Below are 12,604 nucleotides of genomic sequence, written 5' to 3'. Positions count from 1 at the left end.
CGGGGATGTCCCCCCACCTTCATCGCCCCGTGTCCTCTGTCCTCGTCCTGCTGATGGCGGCCGCCGCGCTGCTTCTCGGCGCTGGTCCGGCGTCCGCGGGGGAGGGTGGCACGATCAAGCGGCTGGCCAACTCCGCGCGGGCCGATGCCGGTCTGGACCCGCTCACGCGCGACTCCGCACTCGACGGCCTGGCGCGCACATGGGCCTACAAGATCGCCGCCGACGGCGAGCTATCGCACAATCCCGACCTCGCCGAGCAGGTCCCGGAGGGGTGGCAGGGTGTCGGGGAGAACGTCGCCATGGGCTATCCGACCGGCGCCGAGATGCACCGGGGATGGATGAACTCCGACGGGCACCGCGCGAACATCCTGGGCGACTACACCCACATCGGGATCGCGTTCGTTGAGGTCGACGGCACCACCTGGGGCGTGCAGGTCTTCGCGAAGTACCCGCCGGGCGTGCGGCCGACCGCGAAACCGGAGGCCGCCGCGGGGCCGGCGCCGACCGCCCCTGCGTCGACCAAGGACCCGACTCCTCGTCAGGCCCCGAAGCCGAAGAAGTCGGCGACCGCCTCGCCGACCCCGTCGCGTACGCCTTCTGCTTCTGCGGCACCGTCGACGTCGCTCTCGGCGTCACCGTCAGAGTCGGAGTCGGCCTCGGCCCTGCCGCAGGGCGACTCGGAGACAGCCGGTCCGGTGACCTTCACCGACGCCTCGGACGGTCAGACACCGGCCTCGAGCGGGCTGTTCGGGATCGGCTACCTCGAGATCGCCGTCGCGGTGCTCGGCCTCTCCGCGCTGGGGCTGCTCATCGCCTTCCTGATGGCGTGGCGCCGGCGCCACGACCGGCACCGGCGCGATCTCGAAGCCACCCGGCCGGTCCGGCCGGCGGGACCCTATCCCGGAGGCGGCCCGCTCCACCGGGGCCTGGTCCAGCCGGCTCACCCCGGCCCCGGCTACCCCGGCCCCGGCTACCCCGGCCGTCCTGTCCCGGGCCCTCCCGCCCCAGGCCACCCCAACCCGTACCCGGGCGGCCACCGCCGGCGGTAGGCGCCTACTCGGCGACCGCCGCGGCCACCGGCTGAAGGCTGTCGGCCGGAGCCGGCCGAGCCGAGGGCGTACGCCGGAAGACGACGAACGCGATGATCGCCGATGCCGCCATCATCGTGACCGGCAGCCAGAAGGCGACCTGAAGAGCCTCGGCAGCCAACGGGGCGACGGCCACGCGCTCGGTGGGTGACACCGTGCTGAGGGCGCCGACGCCGTCGTCGCCCAGTCCGGGCAGGCGAGCGGAGAGTGCGGCGGCCAGGAGCACCGAGACGCCGGCGGTGCACAGGGCGGTGGCGACCTGGTTCATCACGTTGATCATCGTGGACCCGGCCGGGATGGCGCTGTCCTCGAGGTAGCGGGTGGCGATGGTCATCGTCGGCAGCATCACGAACCCGGCGCCCGCGGTCGCGACCGCGTGGGTCGTGGCCAGGAGCGGCATCGGTGCGTCGGCGCTCAGCTGGAGCGCGAGGGCGCCGAAGCCCAGGGTGGAGACCACGATGCCGGAGCCGATCACGGGCAGCGGCGGGAAGCGGTCGATGAGTCGGCCGGAGATCTGGATCATGATCCCGGCCGCGATGCCGGCGGGAGCCATGAGCAGGCCCGCGGTCGTGGCGGACTCGCCGCGTACGACCTGCCAGTAGAGCGGCACCAGGATCATCGAGCCGAAGTAGCCGCCGGCGAAGCAGACGAGCAGTGCGGCGCTGCCGCCGGTCAGCCGCCGGCCGAGGAGCCGGATGTCCAGGAGAGGTGCCGTGGCGCGGAGCGCGTGCCGCACGAAGAGCGCCACCAGGACGATCCCGGCGCTGATCGGAACCAGCACCTGGGCGTCGAGGAGCGTGCCCTCGGCGAACGAGGTGCCCAGGACGAGGAGCGCCATCGCGGGAGGGAGCAGAAGCAGGCCGCGTACGTCCAGGCGGGCGCTCGGCCCGCGGCCCAGGCGGGGGAGGTTGCGCAGGCCGAGGATCACGCCGAGCACACCGAGCGGCAGGTTGATGAGGAACATCCACCGCCACGACATGGTGTCGAGCAGCCAGCCGCCGAGCACCGGCCCGAAGACCGGGCCGACCAGCACCGGCAGCCCCATCAGGGCCATCAGCCGACCCCGCTCCTCGGGCGGCGCCGAGCGCAGCGTCAGGGTCATCGCGGCCGGCATCACGAAGCCACCCCCGAGCCCCTGCAGCACCCGGAACGCGATCAGCGACTCGACGTTCCAGGAGGCCGCGACCAGGCCGGAGCCGACGGTGAAGACGCCGATCGCGGTCAGGAAGACCTGGCGGGCGCCGAACCGGCTGATCGCCCACGCTGCGGCCGGGATGACCGTCGCCAGGGCGAGCGTGTAGCCGGTGGCGACCCATTGGATCACGGGCAGCGAAGCGCCCGTCTCCTGGGAGAGACGGGCGATCGCTACCGCGACGATCGTGATGTCGATCGGGATCATCACCGTGCCGGCGATGACGGTGAGCACGATCGTTGTCGGGCTCGGGGAGGTGCGGGATCCGGGTGTCATGCGTCCAGTCTGGAAGCTAAAGTGAACTTGAGGTCAAGGGGCTTCGACCCGAGGTTCAGCTCGACCGCTCCATGGTCCGTACGCCGACCAGGACTCCCACGACCGCGACGGCCGCGCCCGCGACGAAGCCGCTGACGACCACATCGACCGGGAACTCGCCGGCGAAGAGCGCCCGCTCCGCCTCCACGACGTACGTCATCGGGTTGATGTCGCTGAGGAACTTCAGCCAGCCGGGTGCGCCGTCGAGCGGGAGGAGGACGCCGGAGAGGAGCAGCAGCGGGAAGATCAGCATCTGCTGCACCGTCCAGAAGATCCAGTCCTGCTCCTTGGCGGCGGTGGCCAGGGCGAAGCTGAACGCGCCCAGCCCGATCGCGAAGAGCGAGACGATGACGGCTCCGACCAGGACCCCACCGAGGTGGAGGTCGAAGCTGAACGGGGTCACCACGGCGAGGATGACGGCGGCTTGGAAGAGGACCGGTACGACCTCCTTCAGGGCCCGTCCGACCAGCAGCGACGGCCGGGAGAGGGGCGAGACCAGGAGCCGCTCGTGGGAGCCGGAGCGGATCTCCGCGGTCAGGTCGGCACCGGTCATCGAGGCGCCCATGAGTGCGGTCATCACGACGATGCCGGGCACGAACCACTGCAGCGCGCTGCCGTTCTCGACGGCGGGCAGAAGCGGTGCGAAGAGGCCCAGGAAGACCAGCGGCTGCACCATCGCGAAGAGCATGGAGGCGGGCTGGCGCAGCTTAGGCGTGAGCTCGCGGAGCAGGACGGTCCAGGTGTCGGTGAGGAACCCGGTCGGCCTGCTCAGCGGCTCCGTCGTCCGGCGGACCTGGGTGGCGGGAACGGTGAGGGTGGTCATGCTGCTGCTCCTTCGGTCTGGGTGGTGGAGTCGGCCGACTCGCGCAGGCTGCGGCCGGTGAGGTCGAGGAAGACGTCGTCGAGGGTGGGGCTGTGGACCTCCATCCGGATCGCCGGTGTGCCGTGAGCGGCCAGGTCGATCGCCATCGCCGGGGCGTTGTCGGCACCGCGCGGGGTGCGGATCGAGACCTGTGTCCCGGTGCGCTCGACGAGCGTCGGGCCGGTCAGCACCGACTCGGCCCGGGCCGCGCCGGCGGTGGCGTCGGCCTCGCTGCCGAAGCCGAGGAGGACCAGATCGCCGAGCCGCTCCTTGAGCCGGGCGGCCGTGTCGTCGGCGATCACCACGCCGTGGTCGACGACGATGACCCGGCCGGCGAGCGCGTCCGCCTCCTCCAGGTAGTGGGTGGTGAGGACGATCGTGGTGCCGTCCTCGTGGAGTCGGCGGATCTGCTCCTGGAGGTTGGCGCGGTTCTGCGGGTCCAGCCCGGTCGACGGCTCGTCGAGGAACAGCACCTCGGGGTGGTTGAGCAGCCCGATCGCGATGTCGAGACGCCGCCGCTGGCCGCCGCTGAGCGTCTGGACCGGGCGGTCGGCGTACTCCTGGAGGTCGAAGGCGGAGAGCAGCTCGTCGATGCGCGCCGTGGCGGCGGCCCGCGGGATGCCGTGGGCGCGGGCCTGGGACATCAGCTCGTCGCGACCGCGCTGGACGAAGGCCGCGGCGTTGCCTTGGCCGACGTAGCCGATCGAGCGCCGGACCGCCGCGCGCGAGCGTACGACGTCGTGTCCGGCGACCTCGGCGGTGCCGGAGGTGGGTGGGATCAGGGTGGTCAGCATCCTCAGGGTGGTCGACTTGCCGGCTCCGTTCGGGCCGAGGAAGGCGACGAGCTCGCCCTGGTGGATCTCCAGGTCGAGCCCGCGTACGGCCTCGACGGTCTTCTTTCCGCGGGTGAAATGCCTGGTCAGAGCCTCGGTGCGGATCACCGGCCGCTGGTTGGTGTGGTTCGTCATGACTCCAGCCTCTGAGGTCATCCGGCCAGTTTCTGTCCGCTTTTGAAAATTCTTTGCGAGATCCGGTTTAGAAGTCCGGTGAGTGGGTAAGAGGGGGATAGCGCGACGACGGTCGGCTCGAGGAGGGGGCGAGCCGACCGTCGCGCGATCTCGGGCCCGTTCTTCGCGAATCAGGCCACGATCTGGCCGCAATGGCCTCTAGGGTCGTGAACATGAGTACGAGCGCCCGGATGCTGCAGCTGTTGTCGCTGCTGCAGACCCACCGTTTCTGGCCCGGCACGGAGCTGTCCGTGCGCCTCGAGGTCAGCGAGCGTACGCTGCGTCGCGACATCGAGCGGCTGCGCGATCTCGGCTACGACGTCGACGCCACCCGCGGGGTGGCCGGCGGCTACCAGCTCCGGGCCGGCAACGCGCTGCCGCCGTTGCTGCTCGACGACGAGGAGGCGGTCGCGATCGCGGTCGGGCTGCGCACCGCCGCGGCCGGTCTGGTCGCCGGGATGGGGGACACCTCCGCCCAGGCGCTGGGGAAGGTGGTCGCGCTGATGCCGCCGCGGCTGCGCCGGCGGATGGACGCGGTGACGTCGCAGACCGACTCGCTCCCCTGGGGCGGCCGGGCGCCGCTGGACGCCGGCGTGCTCGGCGTCCTGGCGCAGGCCTGTCGCGACGACGAGGCGCTCACCTTCACCTATCGGGCGCCCGAGGCGGAGCCGACCCAGCGCCGAGTCGAGCCACACCGGCTGGTCACCATCGGCAACCGCTGGTACCTCCTCGCCTACGACCGCGTCCGCCATGACTGGCGTTCCTTCCGCGTCGACCGGATCAGCGACCCGACGACCACCGGCCAGACCTTCCGTCCACGGGAGATCCCCGGCGGCGACGCAGCGACCTACGTGCAGTCGGGGATCCGGTCCCGCCCCGCCGCCCATGACATCTGCATCCACTTCCGGGTCGAGCCCGACGTGGTCTCTCAGCGGGTGGGACGCTGGGGCCAGGTCGAGGCCGCCGAGGGCGGCTGCCGGCTGCGGATGCAGGCCGACGACCTGGGGTGGCCGATGATGATCCTCGCCGGGGTCGAGGCCGAGTTCACGGTCGAGCAGCCGGCCGAGCTGGCCGAGCTGGTCAAGCAGGCGGGGGAGCGGTTCGTTCGCTCAGCTGCCGGGGCGCGCTAGCCACTCCTCGCGCAGCAGCCCGTAGACCACCAGGTCCCGGCGCTCGCCCGGGTAGGCCTGCGCGCCGCGCATGGTGCCCTCGTGGGTGAAGCCGAGCCGCTCGGCGACCGCACGGCTGCGCTTGTTGTGAACCGAGGTGTCGATGATCGCCCGGGCGATGTCGTACTCGTTGAAGAGCGTGTCGAGCAGCGCCGAGACGGCCCGGGTGACGAGGCCACGGCCCTCGTAGGCCTCGCCCAGCCAGTAGCCGATCGTGGCCGACTTCTCGTAGAGGTTGATCCGCGCGGTCGTGGCACCGGCCACCTGACCGTCCTGGCGGATGACGCATGGGATCGCCTCGCCCTTGACCCACTGGGTGAGCAGGTAGGTGCCGAGGCTGGAGATGCTGATCATGGACTGGTCGGCATGCGCCCACGGCTCCCACTCGCGCAGGTGGTCCAAGTTGGCGTTGATGAGCCGGTGGACGGCGAAGTCGGTCGACCGGTCGCGCAGGACGATCTCCGCGCCGGTCCCGAGGTCGATGCTGAACAACTCTGCTCCTACTGGCCGATCCGGGACCTGGATCCTAGCCGTCCTGCAAGGCATCCAGGAGCAGCGTGCCGTAGGCACGCATCTGCCCCAGCACCGGGACGACATCGCCCTGGAAACGGCAGATGACCGCGTACGCCGCCTGTCGCTCACCCACGTCGAGCAGTCCGACCTCGGCGCGGACGCCGTCGTCGGTGCCGGTCTTGCTCCATACCTGGAGACCGTCTGCCAGATCGGAACGGAGAGGTTCGGTGTGGGCCAGCGGGTCCAGACCGAAGGCCGAGGAGACCATCGACAGGTCGGCGGACGGCGCCAGCCAGGACAGGACGGTGGGGTGCGGCGTACGGAAGTAGGAGACCCAGTCGGCGGCGCAGCCGACGGAGAGCGTCGGCGGATGATCCGGCGTCCGTACGTCCCGGACCCAGTCGTTCAGCATCGACCCGCCCGGGGCGAGCCGCGAGGCGACGGCCTGGACCCGGGCGAGACCGACATGGTCGAGGAGCACGTTGGTGGCCAGGTTGTCCGAGACCGCGCCGACCAGCCGGGCGCAGTCGCTCAGCGTCAGCGCCGGGGCGTCGAGGTGCTGCCACAGCCCGCTGTCGGCCACCGCGGCCGTGCTGTCCTTGCGCAGCAGCAGCTGCCCGAGGGACGGGTCCTCGTCGAGCAGCTCGGCGAGATGGTGCAACAGGAAGATCTTGCCCACGCTGGCGGTCGGCAGCAGCCGGTCCGGCGCGGACTCGACGAGGGTCTTGCCGGTGCCGGTGTCGACCGCGAGGATCGACCAGTCCATCCGTGAGCTCATGGACCTGAGACTAAACAGAAGTAGACGACTGGTCCTCGCGCAGCTCGCCCACGACCTGGATCTTCTGCCAGATCTTGCGGGAGAGGTCGACGGTGAGGCCCTCGACAGTGCTGACGGTGTCCAGCACGACGTTGTCCTGGGAGTCCTCGGCGCACAGCGCCGCCGTCTTGCCCACGAGGCTGAGCAGCTCGGAGCAGTACTCCAGGTAGTGGATCAGCTGGTCGGCGTCGAGGGTGAGCTGGACGCTGGCAGAGGTCTCCTTGAATCCCGTACGCAGCCGCTCGGGGTCCTTGGTGAGCTGGTGCATGTCGATGATGTGGGCCAGCGAGCGCAGCCGGTGCAGCAGCTTCAGTGCGCGCGACCGCAGCAGCCGCTCCGGGATCGTGTAGAGGAAGAAGATCGCGACCGCGGCGAAGATGAGGTCGTTGACCGTGCTCTCCATCAGCGGCAGCCACTGGACGCCGGTGAGCGTCTCGTCGCCGAACGCCGTCGCGAGGGCCCAGACGATGGCGACCAGCGTCAGGGTGAGGACGGCGACGATCAGCGTACGAGAGACCGCACGGGTCCACACCAGCCGCTGCCGGAGCCGGTCGCCGACCCCGGCGGACTCCCGGATCAGGTCGGCCAGCTCCTCGGCGACCTTCACCAGGCCACGGTCGGGGAAGCGCGCCGCGATCCGCTCGTGCAGGGTCTCGACGGTCTTCAGCACCATCGCCGACTCGAGTCTCTCCAGTCCCACCTCACGGAGCGTAGTGGTCGCGCGCCGCCACCGCGCCCAACTGCCACAGATAGGCTGGCGACGTGCCAGCCCGACTCAAGCCCGCGGCCGCCGCCGACGTGGCCGATGCTCTCGGTCGCGTACGCGCCGGGGAGTCCGCCAAGGCCGATCTACGGCTCCTCACCAAGCACTTCCTCGCCGTGCTCGAGCAGCGTGCGCCGGGCAGGAGCGTCGAGGTGCGGGTCCCGCCGTACGCCGCGGTGCAGTGCGTCGAGGGTGTCCGGCACACGCGGGGCACCCCGCCGGCGGTGATCGAGACCGATGCGCTCACCTGGATCGCCCTCGCCACCGGGGTGATGGCCTGGTCCGACGCCGTCGACCAGGCCCGGGTGAGGGCCTCGGGAGAACGCACCGACCTGTCGGCTTTCCTGCCGCTGGGTGGGGTAGTCCGGTAGCGAGCTGCCCATATACCCGCCAGTAATAGGCAGTTGGCTACCGGACTACCCCACCACCCACCGACCCCGACCTCCGGGAGTTATCCACAGGGCACCAGAAATGGGAGGTCGTGGAGCCGTCGGGGGCGCACGCTGGCGCCATGGTGAAACGAGCACCTCACTTCGAACCGCGGCGATGGTCAGCGGAGCGGCCACATGTCGTCATGCCAGTGGCCCTCGACCCCACGGGGCGGGCAGGACCGACAACCAGGCAGAGCCGCGGTCGGAGATGGAGACGGGTCTGGCGGGGGCTGTACGTCCCGGCGAGCGTCGACTCGTCCGACGCACAGCAGAGGGTGTTGGAGGCTGCGGCGCTGTTGCCCAACACGGGCGCCGTGACCGGATGGGCGGCGTACGCATGGGTCGGTGCGAAGTGGTTCGCGGGAATGGGCGAGACGCGGCCGGTGACGTTGGCGACGTATGGTCACAAGATTCTCACCCAACCCGGCATCGCCGTCTCAGCCGAACGGATGCCGCCTCAAGAGCGTTGCTGGATCGACGGCCTTCCGGTCACGAGTCCCGCCAGATCGATCGTCTACGAGATCCGGTATTCGCCGGATCTGCGTGAGGCGGTGCGGTGGCTCGACCTGGCGCTGGCGAGCGACCAGGTCAGTCTGAACGAAGCGGCGGCGTACATATCGACGCTGAACGGCTGGACCGGTGTCGGGATGTCCCGGCAGGCGATCGTCTTGGCCGACGAGAACGTCTGGTCGCCGAGGGAGGTCGACCTACGGCTCCTGTGGCGGATCGATCTCGGGCTCTCCGCACTGGTGTGCAATCGTCCGGTCTTCGACCTCGAGGGTCGGCACATCGGGACTCCCGACGTACTCGATCTCGAAGCCGGCGTCGTGGGGGAGTACGACGGCAAGCTTCATCTGGAAGGAAAGCGGCGGGCCGTCGACATCCAGCGCGAGGGCCTGTTCCGTGCCGCCGGCCTCGAGTACGTCACCATGGTTTCTCGCGACATCGGTGATCCCAGTGGGTTCCTTCGCCGCACCCTGGAGGCGAGATCCCGTGCGCGCCGGATCCCCGTCGCTGACCGTCGTTGGACGATCGATCCACCCCGCTGGTGGATCCCCACCCACACCGTCGAACAGCGTCGAGCGTTGAACGACGTGCAGCGGGAGCGCTTCTTGTCGAATCGGGCGGGGTGAGGTGGTCGTCGAGGTAGTCCGGTAGCGAACTGCCCATATACCCGTCAGTAATAGGCAGTTCGCTACCGGACTACCCGGGTCCCACCCTCACCCAGATAATCTCACCCTATGACCCTCTCCACCGAAGACATCAAGACCCGTGTAGACGAGCTCTTCCCCGGGATCCGCAAGGACCTCGAGGACCTGGTGCGGATCGAGTCCGTGAGTGCCGATCCGGAGCGCCTGAGCGAGGTCGAGAAGAGCGCGGAGAAGACGCGCGACCTCTTCGCGGCCGAGGGCTTCGAGGTGGAGATCGTGCGCGCCTTCGACGGCGCCCCGCCGGCGATCGTCGGCGAGAAGAAGGGTCCTGAGGGCGCCCCCACGGTGCTGCTCTACGCCCACCACGACGTCCAGCCCGAGAACGACCACGCCGACTGGGACACCCCGCCGTTCGAGCCGACCGAGGTGGGCGACCGCCTCTACGGGCGCGGCGCGGCCGACGACAAGGCCGGCATCGCTGCCCACATCGGCGCGATCCGCGCACTCACCAGCCTGGACGAGAACGGTGACCTTCCGGTCACCGTGCGGCTGTTCATCGAGGGCGAGGAGGAGGTCGCCTCCGCGACCCTGCCCGAGCTGCTCGGCAAGTACCAGGACAAGCTGAAGGCCGACGTCATCGTCATCGCCGACTCCGGCAACTGGGACATCGGCGTCCCGGCGCTGACCACGTCGTTGCGCGGTCTCATCCGCGTCGACGTCGAGCTCCGCACCCTGGGCCACGCGGTCCACTCCGGCATGTGGGGCGGGCTGGCCCCCGACGCGATCATGGCTCTCGTACGCCTCCTCAACACCCTCTGGGACGAGGACGGTGCCCCGGCGGTCGAGGGCCTCGTCTCCGGTCCGGCGGCCGACGTCGACTACCCCGAGGAGCGGCTCCGTGCCGAGTCCGGGGCGATCGCCGGCCTGCAGTGGGTCGGCAAGGGCAGCGCCGTCGAGCGGATGTGGACGCAGCCGGCGATCACCATCACCGGTCTGGACGCTCCCAAGGTCGACGGTGCGTCGAACACGCTCTCACCGACCGCGCGCGCCAAGGTCACCATCCGGATCGCGCCCGGCGACTCCGGTGAGAACGCCGTCGCCGCTCTCACCAAGCACCTGGAGAAGCACGTCCCGTGGGGCGCCGAGCTGACCACGAAGGTCGTCGACACCGGTGAGCCGATCGCCCTGGACGCGACCGGCCCGGCCTACGACGCGGCCCGCGCCGCCTTCACCGAGGCCTGGGACGGCACCGCGCCGATCGACACGGGTGTGGGCGGGTCGATCCCGTTCATCGCGGAGTTCCTCGAGGCGTTCCCGCAGGCCAGCGTGCTGGTCACGGGCGTCGAGGACCCCGACACCCGTGCCCACGGCGCCAACGAGGGCCTCCACCTCGCCGAGTTCCGCCGGGTCGTCGTCGCCGAGGCGCTGCTGCTCCAGAAGCTGGGCGCCCAGAGCTAGATGCCAGGCAGCGTCAGCGCCACCCGGGTGCCCTCACCGGGGCGGGAGTCGAGCTCGACCAACCCGTGGTGGCGGCTGGTGATCTGGTCGACCAGCGTCAGTCCGAGCCCAGCTCCGCGCGAACCACCGAGCGCGGAGTTGGACCCTCGGTAGAACGGTTTGTAGACCTCGGACTGCTCCTCGTAGGCGATGCCGACACCGGCGTCGGCGACGATGATCGTGACCTCGTTGCCGGCGCTGTAGAGCATCACCTGCACCCGCGATCCGCGGTAGCTGTAGGTCAGAGCGTTCTTCACCAGGTGGAGGAAGGCAGCCCGCAGCTCGCGCGGGTCACCGACGACGTACGCAGGTCCGGTCGGGGTCGTCAGGACGCACTCGATGTCCTTCTGGGCGGCGTCGGGATCGAGCTCGTCGAGCACGTCGTCGAGCATCTCGGAGACCTCGATCGTGGTCTCGCCGGGAGCGTTGGCTGGGTCGCGGATCCGGGAGAGCAGCAGCAGGTCGCTGACGATGCCCTCGATCTGGGCGCTGCGCACGGTGAGCGTCTCCACCTGCACGATCCACGGCAGGGTGTTGGGCTGCTCGTCGCACAACGCGTTCAGCGACGTGCCGAGCGCGTTCACCGGGATCCGGAGCTCGCGGGCGACGGCCTCGATCAGCTGGTTGCGTTCGCGGTCGGCGGCGGCGAGATGCTGGGCGAGGTCGCGCTCCTGGGTGTAGGCGTTGGCGGTGAGCACGATGCGGCCGAAGTCGCGGCCCAGCTCCATCGCCAGCCTGCCCTCGGCGTCGGTCCAGGTGGGTCGGCCGGGCGCTCGGAGCAGGACGATGTGGCCGAGCCATTCGTGGTCGGCGCCGACAGGCACCACCAGAGCGCTCTGCGCCCCCAGGGTCTCGAAGAACTTGTCGGCGACGCTGGCCTGCTCGTTCCACTCCGAGGAGTTGTTGATCCGCTCGCGGCACATGATCGAGTAGGTGCCCTCCGCCCAGTAGCGGGAGGTGTTGCGCGAGGTGAGCGCGGCCAGACCCGGATCGGGGTCCCAGTTGAGACCAGGGGTCGCGTGCACGACCATCTCCCTGTGCGGTCCCTTGGTCGCCATCCAGATCCCGTCGGCACCCAGGCCTCGGATCAGTGCGTCGTGGCTGGCGTCGAGCACGTCGGCGAGGCTGAGCTTCGAGCTGGCGTCGCGCAGGAACTCCTTGACGGTGTCCAGGTTGGCGGCGCGCTCGTAGAGCCGCTCGCGATCGATGTAGCCGAGCACGACCCGCTGAGCACGCTTCGCGAACCTGTTGAGCACTCGGCGCTGGGTGAAGTCGGGCCGCCGGCCGCTGACCGGCATGTCGACGGAGAGACAGCCCTGGATGGATCCGTCGTCACCGAGGATCGGCGCGATCAGCATGTCGTGGGGGTGCCAGGCGTCGGCCGCGTCGATCATGTTGGTGGTCGAGACCCAGCTGCCCTCGTGCAGGTTCACCCGCTCCTGAGGGACGAAGCGCCAGTCGCCCCAGTTCTCGCCGCGGGAGAGGTTGTCTCGCAGGTCGGAGAGCGCCCACCGGGTGCCGAGGATCTCCTCGGCCGTCTCGCGCCGGCCGTGCGCGTTCAGGCCGCTGATGAAGCCGTGGACGGCGACCACCTCGAGCTCGTCGCCACGGACCACGTTGATCGCGGCGATGCCGAAGCCGAGCAGCTCGCAGATGCCCTCGGCGATCATCTGGAGAGCAGGATCGACCACCGGCAGCGACGTCTTGCTCGGCGTGCTCGGCGGCACGTCGAGGGCATCGACTGACTGTGGTGGGGGCATCCTTGCTCTCAGGTAGGTCGGTCAGGGCGGGTGTTGCAA

Annotated in this window: 12 protein-coding genes; 5 read left to right on the top strand and 7 right to left on the bottom strand. The window is 70.1% G+C overall.

Annotated features, from left to right (window positions below):
• Positions 1–29 precede the first annotated feature (29 nt).
• Complete coding sequence (locus tag ACFVDI_RS13680; RefSeq protein ID WP_378905772.1) at positions 30–1,049, top strand: CAP domain-containing protein; 1,020 nt, start codon at positions 30–32, stop codon at positions 1,047–1,049.
• 4 nt (positions 1,050–1,053) lie between these two features.
• On the opposite strand, the gene ACFVDI_RS13675 is transcribed toward ACFVDI_RS13680, so the two are convergent.
• Genes ACFVDI_RS13675 through ACFVDI_RS13665 form a run of 3 tightly spaced genes read right to left on the bottom strand, consistent with a single transcriptional unit; the run spans position 1,054 to position 4,425 of the window.
• Positions 1,054–2,556, bottom strand: a complete 1,503-nt coding sequence (locus ACFVDI_RS13675) for a DHA2 family efflux MFS transporter permease subunit (RefSeq protein WP_378905770.1) — start codon at positions 2,554–2,556, stop codon at positions 1,054–1,056.
• Between the two features lie 55 nt (positions 2,557–2,611).
• Positions 2,612–3,418, bottom strand: a complete 807-nt coding sequence (locus ACFVDI_RS13670) for an ABC transporter permease (RefSeq protein WP_378905768.1) — start codon at positions 3,416–3,418, stop codon at positions 2,612–2,614.
• A complete protein-coding gene (locus tag ACFVDI_RS13665; RefSeq protein ID WP_378905766.1) occupies positions 3,415–4,425 on the bottom strand; it encodes an ATP-binding cassette domain-containing protein in 1,011 nt (336 codons plus the stop codon). The genes ACFVDI_RS13670 and ACFVDI_RS13665 overlap by 4 nt, the downstream gene beginning before the upstream one ends.
• Before the next feature lie 212 nt (positions 4,426–4,637).
• Here ACFVDI_RS13665 and ACFVDI_RS13660 point away from each other — a divergent pair, with 212 nt between their 5' ends.
• Positions 4,638–5,594 carry a helix-turn-helix transcriptional regulator gene (locus ACFVDI_RS13660; protein WP_378905764.1) on the top strand — a complete coding sequence of 319 codons (957 nt, stop codon included), beginning with the start codon at positions 4,638–4,640 and terminating at the stop codon, positions 5,592–5,594.
• Here the strand turns inward: ACFVDI_RS13660 and ACFVDI_RS13655 are convergent.
• Genes ACFVDI_RS13655 through ACFVDI_RS13645 form a run of 3 tightly spaced genes read right to left on the bottom strand, consistent with a single transcriptional unit; the run spans position 5,574 to position 7,663 of the window.
• Positions 5,574–6,125, bottom strand: coding sequence for a GNAT family N-acetyltransferase (locus tag ACFVDI_RS13655; RefSeq protein WP_378905761.1), 552 nt, complete (start codon positions 6,123–6,125; stop codon positions 5,574–5,576). The two genes, ACFVDI_RS13660 and ACFVDI_RS13655, sit on opposite strands and share 21 nt — an antisense overlap.
• Before the next feature lie 34 nt (positions 6,126–6,159).
• Positions 6,160–6,924 (bottom strand): serine hydrolase, encoded by a 765-nt coding sequence (locus tag ACFVDI_RS13650; protein WP_378905758.1) that lies wholly within the window; start codon positions 6,922–6,924, stop codon positions 6,160–6,162.
• A 10-nt stretch (positions 6,925–6,934) separates the two neighbouring features.
• Positions 6,935–7,663: a hypothetical protein gene (locus tag ACFVDI_RS13645; RefSeq protein ID WP_378905755.1), complete on the bottom strand. Its 729-nt coding sequence runs from the start codon at positions 7,661–7,663 to the stop codon at positions 6,935–6,937.
• A gap of 62 nt (positions 7,664–7,725) precedes the next feature.
• On the opposite strand from ACFVDI_RS13645, the gene ACFVDI_RS13640 reads away from it, so the two are divergent.
• The 3 genes from ACFVDI_RS13640 to ACFVDI_RS13630 all read left to right on the top strand — a co-directional run bounded on the left by ACFVDI_RS13640 (position 7,726) and on the right by ACFVDI_RS13630 (position 10,766).
• Positions 7,726–8,097 carry a sterol carrier family protein gene (locus ACFVDI_RS13640; protein WP_378905753.1) on the top strand — a complete coding sequence of 124 codons (372 nt, stop codon included), beginning with the start codon at positions 7,726–7,728 and terminating at the stop codon, positions 8,095–8,097.
• A 356-nt stretch (positions 8,098–8,453) separates the two neighbouring features.
• Positions 8,454–9,290, top strand: a complete 837-nt coding sequence (locus tag ACFVDI_RS13635) for a hypothetical protein (protein WP_378905750.1) — start codon at positions 8,454–8,456, stop codon at positions 9,288–9,290.
• Positions 9,291–9,398: 108 nt separating this feature from the next.
• A complete protein-coding gene (locus tag ACFVDI_RS13630; RefSeq protein ID WP_378905747.1) occupies positions 9,399–10,766 on the top strand; it encodes a dipeptidase in 1,368 nt (455 codons plus the stop codon).
• On the opposite strand, the gene ACFVDI_RS13625 is transcribed toward ACFVDI_RS13630, so the two are convergent.
• Positions 10,763–12,565: a sensor histidine kinase gene (locus tag ACFVDI_RS13625; RefSeq protein ID WP_378905744.1), complete on the bottom strand. Its 1,803-nt coding sequence runs from the start codon at positions 12,563–12,565 to the stop codon at positions 10,763–10,765. The two genes, ACFVDI_RS13630 and ACFVDI_RS13625, sit on opposite strands and share 4 nt — an antisense overlap.
• Positions 12,566–12,604 lie beyond the last annotated feature (39 nt).

Source organism: Nocardioides sp. NPDC057767 (genome assembly GCF_042798275.1).
Taxonomy (GTDB): Bacteria; Actinomycetota; Actinomycetes; order Propionibacteriales; family Nocardioidaceae; genus Nocardioides.
This window is presented reverse-complemented; position numbering and strand designations above follow the sequence as displayed.